Origin of the sequence: Sphaerisporangium sp. NPDC088356, assembly GCF_040685555.1 — a bacterium.
GTDB lineage: Bacteria > Actinomycetota > Actinomycetes > Streptosporangiales > Streptosporangiaceae > Sphaerisporangium.
On sequence record NZ_JBFBIK010000009.1, the window covers coordinates 91,265 to 112,093 of the forward strand.

The window sequence follows — 20,829 nt, forward strand, 5'->3', positions numbered from 1 at the left end:
AGGCGTTCAGCGATGCGCGCCGTGGGGCGGGGCTGACGCGTAGTGTCGTGCGACCGCCGAGAGCGCGTCTTCGAGGGATGGGCGCAGGGCCGCGATGCTCTGGGTGATCATCAGGTTGTCCACTCCACCGAAATTCTCGATGCGCAGCCCGTCGGGTTCCACCCGCTGGCGATACTCGGACAGGTCGCTGCTGTAGGCGAAGACCGGCATGCCGCGGCCGCACGCGTAGCCTATTTCCCACACGGTGCCGACGTCGGCGGACGGTCCTCGAAACGGCGTGATGTTCGCGACGACCGCATCGGCCCGATCGATCAGGGCCACGTTGTTCATGAAGATCCGGCGCGCCGCGGGCTCGTCCTCGATGGGTGGCGAAGCGCCGCCATCGACCGGGGCCAGTACCTGAATACCGAGGCGCCGGGCAACGTTTCGGGCTTTCTCCGCCCGCTCGCCGGCGTCGGGGAAGAACACATCGGGGCCGGCGAGATAGACCACGCAGCGGGGCGCAAAGGCGGGATCCATGGTCATCATGCCTCCAGTCGCTGGACAAGCACCCGCTGCCGTTCCTTGGCCTTCGCCCGCACCTCGGCGACATCCACCGTGAGGATCTCGCGGTCCTTCACCACCACGGCGCCGTCGACGACCACGGTATGCACATCCCTGCCCGAGGCGCCCTGGAAGAAGAACGCGTCATCGGAGGCGTAGCCCGCCGCATCGGGGCCGTCCGTGCCGAGCAGGATGATGTCCGCCCGCTTGCCCACTTCGAGGCTGCCGATCTCGCGGTCCAGGCCCATCGCTCGCGCGCCTCCACGGGTGGCCATCCGCAGCGGTTCCTGAGCACCGACGGCCATCCGGTTGTGTACCGGCGTGCCGTACACGGCCTGCTGCCCGATCCTGGTCGCGAGGGCCACCCGGAACAGATCAAGCGTTCCGTGGGAGTTCACCCCGTCGGTGCCCAGGCCGATGGGAACACCGGCTCGCCACATGTGCAGCGCCGGTGCGTGGCCGATGGAGTAGTTCCCGAACGCGCAATGGCAGGCCGAAACCTGGTGGCGGGCGTAGCGCGCCACGTCCTCGGCGTCGGCGAGCACCGAATGCGCGGCGTGCAATGTGGGTGTGAACACACCGAGGTCCACAAGGTAGTCGACCGGCCGCTTGCCGTGCTGCTCGAGACACCAGTCGATCTCGTAGGTCCCCTCCACGAGATGCGTGTGCACCTTGACCTCCCGTTCGGCCGCGGCGCCCACGATCTGGACGACAAGCTCCGGAGTGGAGGTGATGATCTGCCGCAACGACATGGCGGCGCTGACCCGCGAGCCCCGGGGCCAGCGTTCCACCAGCTCGATGTTCTCCTTCACCGCGACGTCGGTGGACGTGCGCATCGATTCGGGAATGCGTGAGCCGACATCCATCGTGTTGCGGGAGACCTGTCCGCGGATCCCGGTGTCGACCGCCGCCTGGGCCATGTGGTCCGGATGGACGCCGCCCGCCTCGAAGAACGTGGTGGTCCCGGACAGCAGCATCGAGCTGAACGCGAGCTGCCCGGAAAGGTACATATCCTCGGGGCTCAGCATCGCTTCGAACGGCACGTAGTACTCGCGCCAGAACGGTACGCGCAACTGCTTCGTCCGGGCCAGGGTCTGGAGTGCGCCCCGCATCATCGTCTGCCCGACGTGCATGTGCGTGTCGACAAGGCCCGGTGCCGCCACCGATCCGGCAGCGTCGATCCGTTCCTTCGACCGCCATTCCTCCCGGATGGTCGCTGACGGGCCGATGGCGGCGATCGTTCCGTCGCGCACGGCGATTCCTCCATCGGAAAGGATGGTGTCCTCGTCGTCCATGCAGATCACCGTGGCGCCCAGGACAAGCAGGTCGGCCTCCTGCGGGTTCGCCATCGCCTTGGTCACTCGGGTTCCTTTCGTGGTCGTGGGTGTGGTCATGGTCATCTGGCCGCGATACCGAGACGCGCGCTCACCCGGCGGTCGACCAGAGCGACCAGGGCATAGAGGGCGAGCACCACGATCACGAGCAGGAAGCCCGCCGACCATAGGGTGTCGAAGTCGGAGCCCTGCGCGGCGTCGGTCAGGACATGCCCAAGCCCCTGGTCCGTCGCCAGCCATTCGGCGAGCGTCGCTCCCGAGACCGCGGCGGGGACCGCGATCCGCGCCGAGGCCAGCAGCGCCGGCACCGCGTACACCAGCCGGATGTACCGGCCCACCTGCACCGCGGTACCGCCGGCCGCGCGGACGACATCGCACGCGCCTACCGGGGCGCCCTTCAGCGCGACCAGGACATTCACCAGAGTGGGGAAGAAGGTGATGATCGCGACCATCACCGTCACGGCCACGAGGTTACGTCCCAGAACAAGCACGAGCAGCGGGGTCATGGCCACGAGCGGAACGGATTTCAGGGCGATGGCCAGCGGCATGAGCACTCGTTCCAGGCCTGGTGCGGCGGACAGCAGCACCGCCACGGCCACGGCGCCCACGGTGCCGGCGAGGAAGCCGGCTCCCGCGTCCACGACGGTCTGACCGAGCCCGGGCCAGAACTCGGCCCAGAAGCCACCTCCGCCGACGTTTCCGGTCAGTGACGGCATCGCGCCCTCCGTGGCGGAGGGGTTGTCGATGAGGAAGCGCAGCACGTCCGCCGGGCCCTTCACGAAGAAGGCGTCAAGCCGGAGCGCCGAAAGCAGCGACTGCCAGCCGGCGAGCAGCAACGCCACTGACAGCAGAGTTCCCATGACCTTCGACCACGGCCCCCCGCTGGGCTCGACGCCGCCCAGCGCCACGCTGACGGAGGCGTCTTTGGACTGCCAGGGCATGAGCCGCCGCGCGGTGAGCGCGACGATGCCGTAGCCGAGTGCGGCCAAAGCGCTGATGTAGAGGGCCACCGCCCATGCGCGTTCGGTGTTCAGTGCGCTCTGGGACTGCACGAGGAGGGCCCCGAGCCCGGAGTTGGTGCCGAAGAACTCCGCGATCAGCGCGCCGAGTAGCGCTCCGGGCACGGCGATCTGCAAACCGGCGAACAGGGCCGGCAGCGCCGCGGGCAACCGGACCCGTCGCATGAGGCTCCAGCGCGACCCACCGCTGGCGTCGACGACGTCGGCCATCAGCGGGTCGGCTGCGCGCAGCCCGAGCAGGGCGGACATGAGCAGTGGGAAGTACACCTGCAGGGCCGCGATGGCGATCTTCGGGCCGTCGCCGGGCAGCACGATGACCAGGATCGGCGCGATCGCAGTGAAGGGCACGGAGTGGATGACGAGTGCGATCTGGACGATCAGCGCTTCCGTCACCGGCGCGAGGACGGCGATGACGGCCAGAGGGATCATCGCCACCGCGCCGACCAGGAACCCGCGGGCCGCGATGGACACCGTCGAAGCCGTATTGCCGCCGGCGAGCAGGGGAAAATCCTTCGCCATCTGCGCCAGGACCTGCCACGGGTACGGAACGAGTTCGCGACCGGCGAGCGCGGCGGCCAGCAGTGTCCAGGCGACCAGCACGCCGACGACCGAGCCCACGGGCGCCAGTTTCGCGGTGTAGGCCCGAGCGGAGGGACGTACGGGGGCGGTGTGCCCTGCCTGCGTACGCGGGGCCGCCGTCACGACGCCGCCTCCTCGGCGAATGAATTCCGTGCGGTGAACAGCAGCTCGGAGAGCCCGCCGAGTTCCTCGTGGAACTCGGGCGAGCGCATCATCTCGACCGTGCGCGGTCGCGGCAGGTCGATCCTGCGGTCGGCGACGACGCGACCGGGCCGGGCCGCCAGCACGATGACGCGGTCGGACAGGAACACGGCCTCGTCAAGGGAATGCGTGACGAGCAGGGTGGTGGTGCGGCGCTCCGTCCAGATTCGCTGCAGCTCGATGTTCATGTGCCGCCGGGTCATGTCGTCCAGCGCCCCGAAAGGCTCGTCGAGCAAGAGCACCTCGGGCTCGAGCACGAGGGCCCTGGCGATCGCGACGCGTTGGCGCATGCCGCCGGACAGCTGCGCCGGCCGGGCCTGCTCGAAGCCGCCCAGCCCGGTGAGCGACACCAGGTCGCTGATCGCCTTCTTGTCCACCCGTCGGCCTGCCACCTGCAGGGGAAGCGCGATGTTGGCGGTCACGGTGCGCCAGGGCAGCAGCGCCGAATCCTGGAAGGCCACGCCGAGGCGGTGGCCGGCCTTGGCGACTTCCGGTGCTTCGCCATGAACGCGGACCGTGCCGTCGGTGGGCAGGTCCAGTCCCGCGAACATGCGCAGCAGCGTCGATTTTCCGCAGCCCGAGGGACCGATCAGGGTGGTGAACGATCCGGCCTCGCTGGAGAAGCGCACCTGGTGCAGCGCGTGTACGGGCTCGTTGCCCATGCGGAAGGTCCGGTTGACCCCGTCTGCTTCGAGACCCGGTGCGGCTTCCGGTGTCTCAGGCATGGAACACCTCGTCTCCGAGGGAGGTGTCGAACAGGCTCGAGGCGTCGATCTTCACGCCGATCGCGGACAGGAACTCCTGCGTCTGCTGCACGCCCTGGGGCGTCACACGCAGGTGGCCGTGCTGTTCAGGGGTGGAGGCGATCTCGTTCCATCGTCGGATCGCCGCCTGCTGGCTGCTCAGGTCGAGTCCTTGGTTCTGCCCGTAGAGGTCAAAGACGATCTTCGCTGCGGCGTCAGGATCGGCCATCTGCTCGGTGAGCGCGCGCTGGCTTCCCTGGAGGATCACTCCGATCGCGGACCGTTTGACCGGGTCGGCGAGCGCGTCCGCGGCGACGACGAGCAGACTGCTCCACCGGTGGTAGCCGAAGTCGGCAAGGTGGAGCTCGTGCGTTTTGATTCCCTTCTGTGCGAGGGCGACCGGCTGGTTGGGGATCACGGCGCTCATCGCGTCCACCTCGCCGGAGACGAGTGAGGCGGGGTCGGCGCCGACCTGCACCATGGTCACCTTGGATGGGTCGACGCCGCTCATCTTGAAGAACGCACCATACGTCTGGGCGTCCGCGGCGGAGATTCCGAACCGCTTGCCCTCAAGATCTTTCGGCTCCTGAATCGGCGCTTTGGCGAGGGAGAGTATGCACGAGGACGACGTCTGGTAGACCGCGCCGACGGCCTTGAGTTTGGCACCTTGCAACACCGCGTCGGCAAGCCGCTCGATGGCCAGCACCCCGGTCAGAGCGTTGCCGGCGACGATCAGCGGCGCGATCGTCACGGTGGGCCCACCGGGCTGGAGCGTCAGGTCGACATGGCCGGCGGAGTAGTAGCCCCGCTGCTTCGCGACGACGAAAGGCGCACTTTCCACGTTGGGGAACCACCCGAGCTGCAGATTGCCCCGCACGGTCTGGCGCGGTGGGGCGAAGGAGGACGGCCCCGTGGACGTGGGCGAGGTTCCGGAGCCGGAGCCACCGCCGCAGGCGGCGAGCAAGGGGGCGGTCATCCCCACCGCGCCCACGAGACCGAGGAAGCGACGCCGATCGAACTGAGAATGCGGAATGGAGGTCATGCGGGTCTCCTGGTGAAGGTGGAGGGGCCTAGAGGGTGAGCAACTCGTGGACGCGGTCGCGGTCGAGCTCGAGCGGGATGTGCACGTCTGGCCGGTCGGGGCGGGAGCCGGTCCAGTCGACCGCGGTGAGACCGGCGGCGAGTCCGGGGGCGGTGCCGACCAGTACCGCGTGCCGCGCGGATCGCCGCACGCAGGCGGGGTCCAGCGCGACGGCCATCGCGATGGGATCGGCCGTAGAACGTGGTCGTTCGACGCTGTCCGGTCGCGCTCGTACGCGGGCGTCGTCCAAGGCGGCGAGCACGCGTGCACCGGGTGTGCCGGACTTCGCCATCACCGCCCACTCCTCCGGTGTGAACGGCGCCGTACGGGTGGTCTCCCAGGCGACGAGGGTGACGGCCGCCATCTCGCCCAGGACGATATCGGCGGCCACGGGATCCGCCGTGACATTGAATTCCCCGACGGGGCTCGCGTTGCCCTCGGCCCGTATGGCGCCGCCCATGACGACGATCGAGGCGAGGTTGCCGGCCAGGTCCGGATCCAGGCGCAATGCCAAAGCGATGTTGGTGAGCGGCCCGAGCGCGACCACGGTCAGCTTTCCCCGGTGTTCCCTGGCCAGACGGGCGATCGCGACCGCCGCCGGCTCGTCCGCGGGACTCACCTGGGCGCCGTCCGGGATCGTGGCGCCGAGCAGACCGTCCTCCCCGTGGATGTGAGTCGCGCGCAACCTTTCACCGCCCAGAGGTGCCGCAGCGCCACGGAAGACCGGGACCTCCGGGGCGAGCACACCGAGCAGGCGGCAGGCGTTCTCGGTGGCGATCGGCAGATCGACATTGCCCGCGACGGTGGTGACACCGACGACGGTCTGCCGCGCGCAGGCCATCGCCAGCGCGTGGGCGTCGTCGAGGCCCGGATCGGTGTCGACAAGGAGCATGCTTCGCCTCCGTCGCGCCCGCCGCCACTGCCGGATGCAGAAAGCGACTAGCTGTAGTTAATCGATTTAGTGAAAGCTAACGAGAGCACCGGGTGGACGGCAAGGGGGCGAGTATTGCGGACGCGTAAACGATCGAGGGGTGCTCAGCCGACTACGGTGCGTGTGGATCCCCGGACGATCACGTCGGGTCGCGGCGCGGGCAGGACCGTGCGGTCGGCCCGGCCTTCGAGACTGTCCAGCAGCAGCATGACAGCCAGCTCGGCCATCCGGTCGAGATGCAGATCCAGCGCCGTGATCGGCGGTTCGAAGGTCTGTGCCCGCAGGCCGTTGTAATGGGTGACCAGGCGGACGTCCTCGGGGATGCGTCGGCCGGCTTCACACAGGGCCCTTCCGGCGCCGACCGCGAACAAGTCGATCGGCGCGTAGACCGCGTCGACGTCCGTGCCCCGCGCGAGCATTCCGGACACGACCCGGTACGCCTCCTGCTCCGCGTCACGGAGAGGCAGCTCCAGTGTGGTCAGTCGCATGTCCCCCCTCGCCTCCCGGGCGGCGGCATAGGCGCGCACGCTGGTTGCCACAGCCGTCCGCTCAATCGAGGAGATCAGCAGCAGATGGATGCAGCCCTGGGCGATGAGATGCTCGATGAGCACATCCGCCCCGGCGACCCCACGGTCCACCGTGCCGACCGACTGGACCCCCTCGACGTCGCCGATGGTGACGATCCGCACCCCGCGACCCGCCAGGCGCGCGGCAAACGGGTCGTTCTCGACAGGGTCCAGGAGGATCGCTCCGTCGATGTCCAGTGCGTCGAGCTCTGAGACGTCGGCCATGGGCGGGGTCAGCACCATGCTGTAGCCGCGCTTGAGGGCCGAGCCGGCCACGGCGATCGCGATGTCGAGCAAGTACCCGAGCCTCGAAGAACCGCCCACGACGGTGTCAGGAATGGTGGTGATCACCGCGATACTTCCCGAACGGCCGGTCCGGAGCCGCTGTGCGCGGATACTGGGCCGGTAGGCGAGCTCGGCGGCCACTCTCTTGACCCGGTCCCGCGTCGCCTTGCCGATGGCGCCGCGTCCGTTCAGCACCAGAGAAACCGTCGCCGTGGACACGCCCGCGGCGCGCGCCACGTCCTTGATCGTGACGACCTCGACGGGCAAGGGCCGGTGCGTGTCACCTCCCATGCCGATCCTCCCACTCCGCGGTGACCGCGTACGAAACCCGCAGCAGACCCTACCGTCGCCGCGTGGATCACCGGATACAGCTGCGGTACCCCTGGCCAGGAGGCGGATAACGACTTGGAAACATCCGGGTATGCCGGTGTTGACGTTTCTCCGGTGCCTGCTGCAACCATGCTCTCGGAACGCTTTCAGCATGCTGGCGACGTCGGTCTCATCGGGTTCGACGACTTCGGCGCGGGCCCGCCGCGGTCGCCGCCGACGGTCATCGACCCGCCGGTGGTCGAGCAGGGCGCGCTCACCGTACGGCTGCTCCTGCGCCGGCATACGGACGACGCAGCCCGGTCTGTCCTCCTGGACACCAAGCTGATCGAGCGAGCCTGGATGACGTTAGCTCGTGGCCGACCGGCCGGCCGGCCCCGGCACCGCCGTCCCGGTACCACGACCGTCTGGGACCGCAACGGAAGCTGACTCCGGCAGATCTCTCACATCTCCGGGACACGGCGGGATGCCATGGCCCCGGACCACCAATGCCTGGAACAGGAGAACCGCAATGGAACCGAATGGCGTTCTCGTCGTAGGCAGCATCACCGCGGACGTCACAGCCTTCAGCCGCAGGCTCCCCCGCCGTGGGGAGACGGTACTCGGCGAGGACTTCACCCTCGTCCTCGGTGGGAAGGGCGCCAACCAGGCGGTCACTGCCGCCCGCGCCGGGGCGCCGACCTGGATGGCCGGCTGCGTGGGCAAAGATCCGTTCAGCGACATCGTGCTGTCGGGCCTGCGGTCTCATGGCGTGAACCTCAGCGAGATCCGCTCCGTCGACAACCGTACCGGCGTGGCGCACATCCGGGTCGATGCCTCAGGCGAGAACGACATCGTCATCACGCCTCTCGCCAACTGGGACCTGAGCGTCGAGATGGTCGACGACAGCATCGATGCCGTTCGGGACCGCGTCGCCGTACTCCTCCTGCAACTGGAGATCCGTACCGACGTCGCCCGCCACGCCGCGGAGGCGGGGGCGCGGGCCGGGCTGACGACAGTCCTCGACCCGGCCCCGGCGCAGTCGCTGCCTGAGGACGTGTGGCGGCACATCGACGTCGTCACGCCGAACGAGAGCGAGGCGACCGCCCTGACCGGTGTGGAGGTCGTCGACGTCGAGTCCGCGGAACGGGCCGCGGCATGGTTCCTCGAGCGCCGCGTACGGCATGCGCTCATCACGCTCGGATCTTCGGGGGTCCTGTCGGTCACCGCTGAACGGACACGTTACTTCCCCGCATACCCGGTCAGCCCGGTTGACACCACCGCTGCCGGCGACGCCTTCACCGGCTCGTTCGGCGCCGCGCTGGCCTCCGGTCTCGATATCGACTCCGCGATCCGGCGAGGGATGGCGGCCGGAGCGCTGGCCACCACCGTCCATGGAGCCAGCCCGTCGCTGCCTGACCGCCAATCCGTGGATGAACTGATCAGCCTGTACCCGAGCGTCGACGGAGGCGCCTCGTGAGGGCCTGGGAACCTGTGCGGTTCCGGCACCGGCCGTGCGGCCCGGTTGACAGGTGAATTTCAGGTTCGTCTCATGCGGTTCTGAGATTGGTGGCCTGTGATGGTCAGGCCAAAGCCCCTCGGTTTCCCGATGGAGTTCCCCTGTGACTGCGTTGCCCCGTGTTCTCGGCGCCGCCGCTGTAGCCGCCGTCCTGCTGACCTCCGGGTGTGGTGGAGATTCCACCGCCACGGCCGGTGCCAAGGCTTCGCCCAGCGGGTCCGGTGACCAGCGTGCGGCTTTCGCCGAGTGCATGCGCAAGAACGGTGTGGAAATGCCCACTGGCCGCCCTGGCGCGGCACCCACGGCTCGACCGAGCGGTTCCCCGTCAGCTCGGCCGAGCGGGAGACCGGGGGGCTTCGGCACCATGTCACCTGAGATGCGGAAGGCCTTCGAGGCGTGCCGCTCGCTGATGCCCCAGGGCGGTTTCGGGCAGGGACGCGGCGGCCAGAGGCGCGGGGTGGACGACTCCGCGCTCCAGGCGTTCCGCTCGTGCATGAAGGACAACGGAGCCGAGCTCCCGCAGAACGGTGGAATGCGGCAGCTGAAGACGAGCGACCCCGCGATCGCCAAGGCACTGGAGAAGTGCCGCCCGCTCCTTCCCACGGGCGGTCCCGGGCGGCAGCCCGGAGACCAACCCTCCGCGCAGCCCACCGCCTAGTCCGAACCCGAACCCGGCCCCCAGCCCGAACCCGGACCCCATTCCGAACCCGAACCCCATTCCGAACCTGAACCCCAGCCCGCCGCCTGGTCCGAACCCAAAGCCAGCCCATTGGGTGGCCCGAATCCGGATAAAAGGTCACAGCCGGCTCTCCAGGCGCGGGAGCCTCGTTCGGAACAGGCTTCCGGGCTGGGCTTTTCCACAAGCTGCGGATACCTCGGCTCTCTCGGGGCATGACGGGTCGTATGGCGGGGAACAATGGCCTGCTCGTGGCCCTGGAAACCCTGCGGCGTCAGCTCGATCACGATCTGTTCCCCCTCGCGATCGGTGACGTCGCTTCGCATCGTCGTGCCCTCAAGGAGCTCAGAGGGCAGCTCGACGACTACCTCCTGCCGCGCGTCGCGGCCATGGACGCTCCACTGCTGGCCGTCGTCGGAGGCTCGACGGGCGCGGGCAAGTCCACGCTGGTGAACTCCCTGGCCAGCGCGGACGTCACCGAGCCCGGAGTGCTGCGCCCGACGACGCTCGCTCCCACGCTGGTCGCCAACCCGGCCGACGAGGTGTGGTTCACCCGGCAGGAGGTCCTTCCCGGCCTGGCCAGGACGACCGGGCGGGGTCGCGGCGAGCCGGGGACCCTGCGGGTCGTCACGGCCACCACCCTTCCCCCGGGGCTCGCCCTGCTGGACGCCCCCGACATCGACTCGGTCGTCACGGCCAACCGCGAGATCGCGGCACAGCTCCTCGCGGCGGCCGACCTCTGGCTGTTCGTCACCACGGCCTCCCGCTACGCCGACGAGGTCCCGTGGGGCTTCCTGCGCAGCGCCCGCGAGCGCAGCACGGCTTTGGCGGTGATCCTCGACCGGGTGCCGCCGGAGGCGCTGGAACCGGTGAGCGCGCACCTGCACCGCCTGCTGGACGCCAACGGCCTCGCCGGCACGCCCCTGTTCAGCGTGCCGGAGGTGGTGCTTCCCGAGGAGAACGCCCGTCTGCCCGAGGAGGCCGTACGCGGCGTGCGCGACTGGCTGGCCGCGATCGCGGCCGACGCCCAGGCGCGGGCGGAGGTCGTGCGCAGGACCCTCTCTGGAGCGCTGGAGAGCATCACCACCCGGGTCCCGGCGCTCGCGGACGAGGCGGACCGGCAGCGGGCAGGGCTCGCCGACCTGCGCGTCTCGGTCGATTCGGCCTACGGGGCGGCCATGGCGACCTTCGACGACGGGATACGCGACGGCTCGCTGCTGCGCGGCGAGGTGCTGGCCCGCTGGCAGGACTTCATCGGCACCGGCGACTTCATGCGCACGCTGGAGTCGCGCATCGGATGGCTGCGCGAGCGGATCGTCTCGGCGTTCACCGGGCGGCCCGCTCCCGACACCCAGCTCAGGGTGGCCCTGGAGACCGGGGTCGAGGCGCTGATCAGGTCCGCCGCCGACGCCGCGGCCGAGCGCACGCTGGAGGCCTGGTCCGGCATGCCGGCGGGCCGTGACGTCGTCGAGCGCGCGGGCGCGGTCTCGGCGGGGCGGCTCGGCCGCGCGTCCTCCACCCTTCCCGAGCGCGCCTCCTCGGCCGTCCGGGCCTGGCAGGGGTACGTCCTTGAGCTCGTCGCCAAGGAGGGGGCCGAGAAGCGCACCACCGCCAGGCTCGCCTCGTTCAGCGTGAACGGGGCCGGCCTGCTGCTCATGCTCATGGTCTTCTCCGCCACCGGAGGGCTCACCGGCATCGAGGTCGGCATCGCGGGAGGCACGAGCGTGCTGAGCCAGAAGCTCCTGGAGGCCGTCTTCGGCGACCAGGCCGTACGGACGCTCACCCAGGCGGCCCGCGAGGATCTTCAGCAACGGGTGCGTGAGGTGCTCGACGCGGAGGCGTCCCGGTTCACCTCGCTGCTCGAAGGCGTCGGACCTCCCGAGGACATGTCCGCCTCTCTCAGGCAGGCGGCGCGCACCGTACGGGACCACCGGGGTGAGATCGACGCCCCCACCGTGGAGGCCGGGGTGGACGGGCTGTGAAGGTGCTCCGGCGGTCCGCCGCGGTGTCGCTGGACGACCGGCTCACCGCGCTGGCCGAGGCGGCCGACCTCGCCGAGGGGCGCCTCGACGGGGAGGCCGTCACGGAGGTCCGCGCCGTGGTCTCCCGCGCGGGGGCGCGGCGGAGCCTCTCGGTCGACCACACGGTCGTGGCGCTCGCGGGTGCGACGGGCAGCGGGAAGTCGTCGCTGTTCAACGCGCTGTCGGGCACCACGCTCGCCGGGGTCGGGGTGACCCGGCCGACGACCTCGACGGCCCAGGCGGCGATGTGGGATCCCGAGGGGGCGGGGCCGCTCCTCGACTGGCTGGAGATCCCGCGCCGCCACGTCGTCGACGGCGTCGACGGCTCGCTCTCAGGGCTGATCCTGCTGGACCTGCCGGACCACGACTCCATCGAGCTGGCCCACCGCCTTGAGGTGGACCGCCTGGTCGCCGTGGTCGACCTTCTGGTGTGGGTGCTCGACCCGCAGAAGTACGCCGACGCGGCCGTCCACGAGCGTTATCTGCGTTCCCTCGGCAGGCATCGCGACGTCATGGTGGTCGTGCTGAACCAGACCGACCGGCTCACCCCGGCGGCGGCCGACCGCTGCCTGGGCGACCTGCGGCGGCTGCTGGACGAGGACGGGCTCTCCGGCGTGCCGATCGTCGCGACTTCCGTGCCCAAGGACGTGGGCGTCGCCGACCTGCGCGCGACGCTGGCCAAGCGCGTCGCGGACCGGCGCACGTGGGCCGCGCGGCTCGCGGCGGACGCCGGCACGGCCGCCGACGTGCTGGCGGTCGCCTCGTCGGGCGGCCCGGCCGACGAGGCGCCCGGGAGCGACGCGGCGCTGTCCACGGGGGAGCTGGCCAAGCGGGCCAAGGCCGCGGAGGAGGCGCTGTCGGACGAGCTGGCCAGGCCGCTGACGGCCGCGCTCGCGGAGGCGGCGGGCGTCCCCCTCGTGGTGGAGGCGGTCGCCAAGGCCCACAGGCACCGGTCGATCGCGGCCACCGGCTGGCCGGTGACCCGATGGCTGCGGCGCTTCAGACCCGACCCGCTGCGCCGCCTGCACCTCGGCGTGCCGCCGGCGGCCCGTCGCGCCGACGACGGGGCGATCGCCGGGCGCGGCGCAGAGGGCACGTCGCTCCCGCCCGGCGCCGGCGGGCGTACGTCCATCCCGGCCGCGTCAGCCGTCCAGCGGTCCCGGATGGACACCGCGATCAGGGACGTCGGCTCGGCCGTCTCGGCCGGCCTGCCCGAGCCGTGGGCGGTGGCCGTACGGCGGGCGGCGCGGTCGCGGGCGGACGACCTGGCCGAGAACCTCGACCGCGCGGTGTCGGTGACGTCGGTGGGCAGCGGCAGGCGGCCCCGTTGGTGGAGCATGGTCGGACTGCTCCAGTGGCTGCTGTTCGCCACCATGCTGGCCGGGCTGCTGTGGCTGTCCGGGCTGTTCCTCCTCCAATACCTCCGCTTCCCCGAGCTGCCGACGCCGACGCTCGGCGAGGTGCCGTGGCCCACAGCGCTGCTGGGGGGAGGAGCCCTCGCCGGGCTTCTCGTCGCCCTGCTGTCGCGGGTCGCGGCGGCCCTGGGCGCGAGGCGCAGGGCGCGAAAGGCCCGGCGGGCGCTGTGGGCGAGCGTGGACACGGTGGGCAGGGAGATGGTGCTCGACCCGGTGCGGGACGAGCTGTCGCGCGTACAGCGCTTCGCCGGAACGCTCACCACCGGCCGCGGCTGACCTCCACCGCGGCGGGCGTGGGCTCAGGACTCCTCGGGACGGGGCTCCCTCAGCGCCTCGGCCGGCTGGAGCTGCGCGTTTCCGAGCCCGGCCAGTGGGTCGGGGACGGCGGTGCCGGGGCCGAGCCGGCGCGGGCCGGAGTCCTCGGCGTCGGCGATCGCGTCCTCGGCGGCCTTCGCGGCCATGGCCGCCTCGTCCTTCGCCGAGGTATTTTGCGTCGTGACCTCGCGGGTGGCCGGGGACCTGGGCAGCGACTCGGTGAACGCCTTGGACACCCCCGACAGGGCGGAGGTGACCTCGCTGGGGATGACCCAGAAGGTGTTGCCGGAGCCCTGCGCGAGCTGCGGGAGGACCTGGAGGTACTGGTAGGCGAGCAGCTGCGGGTCGGGGTCGTTGCGGTGGACCGCCTGGAACACCTCGTCGATGGCCTGCGACTGGCCCTCGGCCTTCAGGATCGCGGCGGTGCGGTCACCCTCGGCCCGGAGGATCGCGCTCTGCTTCTCGCCCTCGGCGGTGAGGATCTGCGACTGCCGGAAGCCCTCGGCGGTGAGGATCGCGGCGCGCTTGTCCCGCTCGGCGCGCATCTGCTTCTCCATCGCCTCCTTGATGCTCTTCGGCGGGTCGATGGCCTTGATCTCTACCCGGTTGACCCGGATGCCCCACTTGCCGGTGGCCTCGTCGAGCACCCCGCGCAGCTGGCTGTTGATGGTGTCGCGGGAGGTCAGGGTCTTCTCCAGATCCATGCCGCCGACGACGTTCCTCAGGGTCGTGACCGTGAGCTGCTCCACGCCCTGGATGAAGTTGGCGATCTCGTACGCCGCCGCGCGCGGGTCGGTGACCTGGAAATACAGCACGGTGTCGATGTCGACGACGAGGTTGTCCTCGGTGATGACCGGCTGGGGCTTGAAGGACACCACCTGCTCGCGCAGGTCGATGAGGGGCTTCACGCGGTCGACCCACGGGATCAGGAAGTTCAGACCGGGTCCGAGCGTGCGGGAGTAGCGCCCGAGGCGTTCGACGTTGCCCGCCCGCGCCTGTGGGACGATCCGGATCGAGCGCAGGACGGTGAACACCACCAGCAGGGCGATCAGGATTCCGGCGATCAAAGTGGCGTCCATGCTCACTCCCGGGGATAGACGAGGGCGGTCGCACCCTCTATTTGAATGACGTCCACAGTCGCGCCCGCCGGGATCACCAGGGTCTCGTCGTAGGCGCGGGCCGACCACTCCTCTCCTCCGATGCGTACCCGGCCGTTCAGGCCCGTGACCTCCCGGGTGACGTAGGCGGACTTTCCGACCAGGGCCGCGACGCCGAACCGCTGCACGGGAGGCAGGGCGATATGTCGCTGGGCGATGGGCCGGAGGACGGCGAGACCGGACACGGAGGCGAGGACGAAGACCACGAGCTGAATGCCCGTCGGCAGGCCGATAGTCGAGACCGCCGCGGTCAGAAGCGCGGCGGCACCGAGCAGACCAAGAGCCGCGGTGAGCGTGAAAAGCTCCGCCACGCCGAGCACCGCCGCCAGTATCAACCAGAAGATCCACGAGTCCATTTGCCCCGGCCCTCCCTATAAGGAGAAACGCGTTCTAGGCGTCGGTGGTTCCTTGTTTCCCACCGTAGTCCTAAATTTTGGGGTACGGCAGGGCAAGCTCGTGCGGGTAGACGACCTGGGAGTCGCCCACCCAGTGCCGGGCGCCCGGCACCGGCTTGGCGGCCCGCACCCCCAGCGATCGCAGGCGCGGACGCGGTGCTCCGCGCCTGCCGAGCGGCCTGGAGGTGGTCAGTCTCGGGAGGGAAGGATCGTGCCGGTCACCTCGCCCAGCGCGATCGAGGTGCCGCCGGGGCCCGGGGCCGTCGCGGTGATCCTCACCGTGTCGCCGTCTTCGAGGAAGGCACGCGTCTGGCCGTCGGAGAGCTTGATCGTCTCGGTGCCGTTCCAGCTGATCTCGATCAGTGATCCCCGCTGTCCGGGCTCGGCCCCGGAGACCGTGCCGCTGGCGAACAGGTCGCCCGTGCGCAGGCACGCGCCGTTGACGGTCATGTGGGCGAGCATCTGGTCGGGGGTCCAGTACATCTCCTTGTACGGCGGGCTGGAGATCGGCTCGCCGTTGAGCTCCACGTCGAGCGTGAGGTCGAGACCCCACGGCTCCCGCCTGGCCAGGTAGCTCAGCGGCTCGGGATCCTGTGCCCGTCCGAGGACGCGGGCGTGTTCGAGGGCCTCCAGCGGCGTGATCCACGCGGAGATCGACGTGGCGAACGACTTCCCGAGGAACGGCCCGAGCGGCACGTACTCCCACGCCTGGATGTCACGGGCGCTCCAGTCGTTCACCACAGTCACCCCGAAGACGTGATCGGCGAGGTCTCCGGCGCTCTCGCCGAACCGGGTCGGCGTCCCGACGACGAACCCCAGCTCGGCCTCGATGTCGAGCTTCACCGACGGCCCGAACACCGGCACGTCGCCGTGCACGGGGGCGCGCTGGCCCCGGGGACGGGTGATCGGGGTGCCGGAGACGACGACGGTGCCCGACCGGCCGTGGTACCCGACCGGCAGGTGGCGCCAGTTGGGCTTGAGGGGGTTCTCGTCGGGCCGGAACATCTGGCCGAGGTTGGTCGCGTGCTCGAGCGAGCAGTAGAAGTCGACGTAGTCGCCGATCTCGATCGGCATGTGGAGCCGCACCTGGTGCAGGGGAATGAGGTGGGGCTCGGTGGCCGCGCGGTTCGCCGACGCCTCCTTGGCCTCCGCGGAGAGCAGGCGCTGGATGCGGCGCCTGGTGTCCCGCCAGGCCGTGCGGCCCCGTGCCATGAAGCCGTTGAGGGTTCCGGCGGCGAACTCCTCGTCGTGCAGGACGGCCGCGAGGTCGAGGACGTGGTCGCCGATGCGCGCGCAGGCGCGGGGACGCTCCCCGGGGCGGGAGAACACGCCGTAGGGCAGGTTCGCCACGGTGTAGGCGGACGCGTCGGCTCCGGGTACCCAGCTGGTCGTCACGACTTCCTCTTTGATCACCGATGCGGGCCTGCGGTGGTTGCCGACCAGGCCGAGCCTGCGCAGGTCGTCGATCGGCGTGAACGTGTTGCAGGAGCCGTAAGAGACCAGCAGTTCCCTGGCCCGCCGCGCGGTCTCATGCGGCACGGCCCGCGCCAGCGCCACCAGCTCGCGCTTGTCCATGAGCTCCAGCACCCGCGCGGGATCACGGCCCTCGACCGCCGCGCACACGGCCATCAGGATGTTGAGGAAGCCGTGCCGGTAGACGCCGAGGCCCGGATCGGGGTGGCGGACCGCGTGGTGCAGGCCGGCGGTCGCCTTGAACGGCGTGTTCCGCTCGACGCAGTTGCGGATGAAGACGCCCAGCTCGTGGGTGGAGGGAAAGAGCTCGGGTGTGAGCCCTCCGCAGCGGACCTTCAGCCCCACCCCGTCCGGCACCTGGTGAAGGTCGGCGGGCGGGACCTCGACGAACAGCCGCGCGGCCGAGTTCCTCGGACGGACCCGGTCGACCAGCTCCTCGATGGTCGAACCCGCCGGCAGGGCCATCTCGATCAGCTCGACGTCGATGCCGGTGAGATCGCCGAGATGGTCGACGCCGGGGAAGTCGTGCGTGTCGATGATCAGCCCGATCCTGATCGGACGGGTCAGCATCGCCCGCAGCTCGTGCAGGCGGCTGGCCTGGCAGAGGAACCGGTGGCTCAGCACAGGGCTTCCAGCGTCCTCGTCGGCGTAGTGCCGGGCGACCGCGTCCGACATCGGCAGGAACGCCGGCGGGAACAGCCCCGCGTCGTCGACGAGAGCCGCGAACAGCGGGCTCGGGCCGGGGTCGGTCATCGGGCCCACGTCCAGGCGTACCCCGGGTCCTCGCAGGACAGCGCGGCGTCGCCGAGATCGAGCGGCCGGAACGTGTCGACCATCACGGCCAGCTCGCTGGTGACTGTCACGCCTCGCCGCACGGCGTCGACGGCGGCCTCGACCGCGCCCGGCTGCGGCCCGTGGGTGAAGCCGGCCGGATGCAGGGAGATGGAGCCGACGTCGATGCCCGAGCCCTTGCGCGCGGTGTAGTCGCCGCCCGCGTAGAACATGAACTCGTCGGAGTCGACGTTGTGGTGGTTGTACGGGATCGGCACGGCGTCGGGATGGAAGTCGAGCGGCCGTGGGCAGAACGAGCAGATGACGAAGCCCGGCCCCTCGAAGGTCTGGTGGACGGGCGGCGGCGCGTGGGTGCGCTTCACGATCGGCTCGAAGTCGGCGATGTTGAACGCGTAGGGGTAGAGGTAGCCGTCCCACCCGACCACGTCGAACGGGTGGTGCGCGTAGGTCAGCCGGGTCAGGCCGCCTCGGGTCCTGACCAGGACGGGCGTCTCGGAGTCCTCCACGATGAGCGGCTCGGCGGGCGCCCGCAGGTCGCGCTCGGAGTAGGGCGCGTGCTCCAGGAACTGGCCGTACTGCGACAGGTAGCGCTTGGGGGGCCGGATGTGCCCGGACGCCTCGATGGCAAGGGCCCTGACCGTGGTGCCGTCGAGCGGCACCCAGCGGTGGATCGTGCCGGTGGGGATCACGACATAGTCGCCCTCCCCGGCCTCGATCACCCCGTATGTGGACTCGAAGCGCACCCGGCCGCTCGCGACGTAGACGCATTCGTCGCCCTTGGAGTCGCGGTAGAGCTCGCTCGGCCGGTCGGCGGAGGCGTACGACAATCGGACGTCCGCGTTGCCCGCCAGCGGCTGCCGGCCGGTGACCAGGTCGCCTCCCGAGGGGAGATCCTGGGTGCGGAAATGGCGCGGGGACAGCGGGAGGTTCGGTGAGAGAGCGGCTCGCGCCCCCTCGGCGACGGCCTCCGCCTTGACGATCGCGGTCGGCAGGTGCCGGTGGTACAGCAGTGAGGAGTCAGAGGAGAAACCCTCCTCACCCATCAACTCCTCCGCGTACAGCCCGCCATCGGGCTTCTTGAACTGGATATGCCGTTTGCGCGGCACCTCGCCGACCGTGCGGTAGTACGGCATCGGCCCTCCTGTGTACGCATATCGGACATCCTTGTCCTCTATACGTACGACGATCCGCCATCACGGCAACGATGTCAATCGCACGCCCGCGATCTCAGGCGCCGGTCATTCCAGGGCCCGGCCGAGCTCGGCGGCCGCGGCCGAGACGCGTGGGCCGAGCTCGGCGGCGTCGATGGCGCCGAACGTCACTATCCCCACGGACGCCTCCAGCCACGGCAGGCCGGGCAGCGGGGCCGCGATGCCGCGCGCGCCCTCCTGGAGCTGTCCCTCGGTGACCAGGTAGTCCGTGCGGCCCTCGCGCAGGGCCAGGATCGCCAGCCCCGCCGCCCCGCGCGACAGCGGGTGGCGCGAACCCTCCCGGTAGGCCACGTGCATGTCCGTCCACGTCGGCTCCACCACGGCGATGGCCAGCCCCTCGTCGCCCTCGGCCGCCGTCAGGTGGGCCGTGGCCCCGGTCTCCTCGGCGAGGCGGCGCAGGGCCGGGAGCGCGGCGGCTCGCAGCAGGGGCTGCACGGCTCTGGCCAGCGCCAGGACGCCGAAGCCCAGATGGGCGCGCCCCTCGGCGTCCCGCCGGGCGAAGCCCTCGTTCTGCAGCGTGGTGAGCAGCCGGTAGACGATCGGGCGGCTCAGCTCCAGCTCCTGCGCCAGCTCCGTGGGGGTGCGCCCGCGGTGGCCGTCGGCGAGCAGCCGGAGCAGCCTGAGTCCCCGCTCCAGGGTCTGGGCCGACTCCGGGCTCCCTTTGTGATCGCGCATCTCCCGATTATGCGAGGTGACACCGCGCGCGGGAGGTCGCGGGTCGCCTCACTCCACGCCTGACGCCCGGTTGCGCGGGCCCTACGGAAGAAAGAATTTCTCGTTCATCCGGCGGTGTCCGGGAAGATCATGCGAGGTGGCGACGGACAATTGGTGTCCCTGCGCGTCAAGGAATCCTGTAGAGCCACTGGTCGAGTAAAGATACGCCCGATACAGTCGTTTCGATCGTTTACGGACGATCACTGATGATTTCGCACCGCCCAAGGAGACGCTTGATGCGAATCAGGAGAGCCCTCGCCCTCAGCGCCGCACTCACCGTGCTCGCGGTGGGCATTCCGGCCGCCACGGCGTTCTCCGAGGACGGCGCCGACGACTGCAAGAATGTCACCAACGGTGGCTCGCAGTCCGACCCGCAGTGCTTCTGGATGGCACCGACCCCCCAGGACGCGCTCGACATCGTGCGGTTCTGGGCCAAGGACGACGGAGCCAAGCTCAAGGAAGCCACCGAGTACCCGATCGGCTGGATCGACTGCACGGTGGAGGCCTGCAGCCAGGACGGCGAGGGCGACGGCCAGGCCCACGACGGGGGAGACCCCGCGCCCCAGGGCTACCAGGACGACAACACGCCGCCCACCTGCCAGACCGCCGGCGAGACCTGCTCGGTGACCCCCGAGGAGATCGCCGCCGCCGCGAAGACCCCCGCCGGGCAGGCGATCGCCGCCGCCACGGCGAGCGGCATGCGGGTGTGGATCGACAGCGAGCTTCTCGACGACTACAAGGCCGGCACCGCCGCCTTCGCCGCCGCCGTCAAGAAGGTGGGCGCGCTCGCCGCGCAGCCGGGCGTCGTCGGCATCCGGTTCACCTCGCAGCTCGGCTACAACGGCGCGGTGAAGACGCCGGAGGAGATGCAGTCGTTCGTCACGGCCGCCGCCGCCGCGCTGCACCAGGTCGCTCCCGGCAAGAAGCTCGGCGTCCACACGGTGGTCCCCGAGTTCGGCTGCGGCAACAGCGACCTGTGCAAGGCCGAGATGACCAAGAAGTACCCCCTGCTCACGCCGGAGCACATCGAGCCGCTGCTGACCTCCGGTTCTGTGGACCAGCTCGCGCTCGACGCCGGCCTGCTCTCGACCGCCTACTCCACCTGGAAGATCACGCCGCAGCAGGCGCAGCGCAACCAGTGGAGCAAGGTCAAGACCCTGGCCTGGGACACGCTCGCGCAGATCGCGGCCGAGGACGCCGGGCTGGCGGGCAAGAACGCCTCCCCGCTGACCGCCGAGCAGGCGGCCACGACGGCGCAGGAGCGGATCACCACCCCGCTGAAGGACGGCGCCGCGACGGTCAACCTCTGGACCCGCTGGCAGGACGGCACCGGCGCGACCTACCGCGTGATGGGATCCGGCCTCGCCTCCACGCCCGCGTGGGAGCAGCTCGGCAAGCTGGAGCCGCTCCAGCGCCGCCTGACCACCATGTTCAACCCGGCTTCCCCCGAGGTCGGCATCACCGAAGACGTCAAGAAGCTCTCCGAGGTCTTCAGCCAGGTCTACATCACCGACTAGGCGTCGTCCCGGAGGCCGGGCCGAGGCCGGGAGGCC

At 70.4% G+C, this 20,829-nt stretch carries 18 protein-coding genes; 6 read left to right on the top strand and 12 right to left on the bottom strand.

Going from position 1 to position 20,829, the window contains the following annotated elements; genetic code table 11:
- Nucleotides 1-6 precede the first annotated feature (6 nt).
- The 7 genes from AB0O34_RS06210 to AB0O34_RS06240 form a co-directional block, all read right to left on the bottom strand.
- Nucleotides 7-528 carry a nucleoside 2-deoxyribosyltransferase gene (locus AB0O34_RS06210; protein ID WP_363913194.1) on the bottom strand — a complete coding sequence of 174 codons (522 nt, stop codon included), beginning with the start codon at nucleotides 526-528 and terminating at the stop codon, nucleotides 7-9.
- On the bottom strand, nucleotides 525-1,838 hold the full coding sequence (locus AB0O34_RS06215; RefSeq protein WP_363913196.1) for an amidohydrolase family protein: 1,314 nt from the start codon (nucleotides 1,836-1,838) through the stop codon (nucleotides 525-527). The genes AB0O34_RS06210 and AB0O34_RS06215 overlap by 4 nt, the downstream gene beginning before the upstream one ends.
- Before the next feature lie 101 nt (nucleotides 1,839-1,939).
- The gene (locus AB0O34_RS06220) at nucleotides 1,940-3,598 is read right to left on the bottom strand and encodes an ABC transporter permease subunit (RefSeq protein ID WP_363913198.1); all 1,659 of its coding nucleotides are present in this window, start codon (nucleotides 3,596-3,598) and stop codon (nucleotides 1,940-1,942) included.
- Nucleotides 3,595-4,401, bottom strand: a complete 807-nt coding sequence (locus AB0O34_RS06225; protein ID WP_363913200.1) for an ABC transporter ATP-binding protein — start codon at nucleotides 4,399-4,401, stop codon at nucleotides 3,595-3,597. Before AB0O34_RS06225 ends, AB0O34_RS06220 begins: the two co-directional genes overlap by 4 nt.
- Nucleotides 4,394-5,461 carry an ABC transporter substrate-binding protein gene (locus tag AB0O34_RS06230; RefSeq protein ID WP_363913202.1) on the bottom strand — a complete coding sequence of 356 codons (1,068 nt, stop codon included), beginning with the start codon at nucleotides 5,459-5,461 and terminating at the stop codon, nucleotides 4,394-4,396. Before AB0O34_RS06230 ends, AB0O34_RS06225 begins: the two co-directional genes overlap by 8 nt.
- A gap of 28 nt (nucleotides 5,462-5,489) precedes the next feature.
- The gene (locus AB0O34_RS06235) at nucleotides 5,490-6,392 is read right to left on the bottom strand and encodes a nucleoside hydrolase (RefSeq protein WP_363913204.1); all 903 of its coding nucleotides are present in this window, start codon (nucleotides 6,390-6,392) and stop codon (nucleotides 5,490-5,492) included.
- Between the two features lie 143 nt (nucleotides 6,393-6,535).
- The gene (locus AB0O34_RS06240; RefSeq protein ID WP_363913206.1) at nucleotides 6,536-7,519 is read right to left on the bottom strand and encodes a substrate-binding domain-containing protein; all 984 of its coding nucleotides are present in this window, start codon (nucleotides 7,517-7,519) and stop codon (nucleotides 6,536-6,538) included.
- Nucleotides 7,520-7,726: 207 nt separating this feature from the next.
- Between AB0O34_RS06240 and AB0O34_RS06245 the strand changes: the two genes are divergently transcribed.
- The 5 genes from AB0O34_RS06245 (at nucleotide 7,727) to AB0O34_RS06265 (ending at nucleotide 13,495) form a co-directional block, all read left to right on the top strand.
- Nucleotides 7,727-8,038 (top strand): hypothetical protein, encoded by a 312-nt coding sequence (locus AB0O34_RS06245; protein ID WP_363913208.1) that lies wholly within the window; start codon nucleotides 7,727-7,729, stop codon nucleotides 8,036-8,038.
- An 82-nt stretch (nucleotides 8,039-8,120) separates the two neighbouring features.
- Nucleotides 8,121-9,068, top strand: coding sequence for a ribokinase (locus AB0O34_RS06250; RefSeq protein WP_363913210.1), 948 nt, complete (start codon nucleotides 8,121-8,123; stop codon nucleotides 9,066-9,068).
- 403 nt (nucleotides 9,069-9,471) lie between these two features.
- Entirely contained in the window at nucleotides 9,472-9,765 is a 294-nt protein-coding gene (locus AB0O34_RS06255) for a hypothetical protein (RefSeq protein ID WP_363913212.1), read from the top strand.
- A gap of 245 nt (nucleotides 9,766-10,010) precedes the next feature.
- On the top strand, nucleotides 10,011-11,765 hold the full coding sequence (locus AB0O34_RS06260) for an ABC transporter (protein ID WP_363913214.1): 1,755 nt from the start codon (nucleotides 10,011-10,013) through the stop codon (nucleotides 11,763-11,765).
- Nucleotides 11,762-13,495, top strand: a complete 1,734-nt coding sequence (locus tag AB0O34_RS06265; RefSeq protein WP_363913216.1) for a GTPase — start codon at nucleotides 11,762-11,764, stop codon at nucleotides 13,493-13,495. Before AB0O34_RS06260 ends, AB0O34_RS06265 begins: the two co-directional genes overlap by 4 nt.
- A gap of 23 nt (nucleotides 13,496-13,518) precedes the next feature.
- On the opposite strand, the gene AB0O34_RS06270 is transcribed toward AB0O34_RS06265, so the two are convergent.
- The 5 genes from AB0O34_RS06270 to AB0O34_RS06290 all read right to left on the bottom strand — a co-directional run bounded on the left by AB0O34_RS06270 (nucleotide 13,519) and on the right by AB0O34_RS06290 (nucleotide 19,237).
- A complete protein-coding gene (locus AB0O34_RS06270) occupies nucleotides 13,519-14,613 on the bottom strand; it encodes an SPFH domain-containing protein (RefSeq protein WP_363913218.1) in 1,095 nt (364 codons plus the stop codon).
- A 2-nt stretch (nucleotides 14,614-14,615) separates the two neighbouring features.
- Nucleotides 14,616-15,047 carry an NfeD family protein gene (locus tag AB0O34_RS06275; protein ID WP_363913220.1) on the bottom strand — a complete coding sequence of 144 codons (432 nt, stop codon included), beginning with the start codon at nucleotides 15,045-15,047 and terminating at the stop codon, nucleotides 14,616-14,618.
- Nucleotides 15,048-15,275: 228 nt separating this feature from the next.
- Nucleotides 15,276-16,481: a fumarylacetoacetase gene (gene fahA, locus AB0O34_RS06280; RefSeq protein WP_363913236.1), complete on the bottom strand. Its 1,206-nt coding sequence runs from the start codon at nucleotides 16,479-16,481 to the stop codon at nucleotides 15,276-15,278.
- A gap of 827 nt (nucleotides 16,482-17,308) precedes the next feature.
- Nucleotides 17,309-18,484 (bottom strand): homogentisate 1,2-dioxygenase domain-containing protein, encoded by a 1,176-nt coding sequence (locus AB0O34_RS06285; protein ID WP_363913222.1) that lies wholly within the window; start codon nucleotides 18,482-18,484, stop codon nucleotides 17,309-17,311.
- Nucleotides 18,485-18,589: 105 nt separating this feature from the next.
- Nucleotides 18,590-19,237, bottom strand: a complete 648-nt coding sequence (locus AB0O34_RS06290; protein WP_363913224.1) for a helix-turn-helix domain-containing protein — start codon at nucleotides 19,235-19,237, stop codon at nucleotides 18,590-18,592.
- Between the two features lie 275 nt (nucleotides 19,238-19,512).
- Between AB0O34_RS06290 and AB0O34_RS06295 the strand changes: the two genes are divergently transcribed.
- The gene (locus AB0O34_RS06295; protein ID WP_363913226.1) at nucleotides 19,513-20,793 is read left to right on the top strand and encodes a hypothetical protein; all 1,281 of its coding nucleotides are present in this window, start codon (nucleotides 19,513-19,515) and stop codon (nucleotides 20,791-20,793) included.
- Nucleotides 20,794-20,829 lie beyond the last annotated feature (36 nt).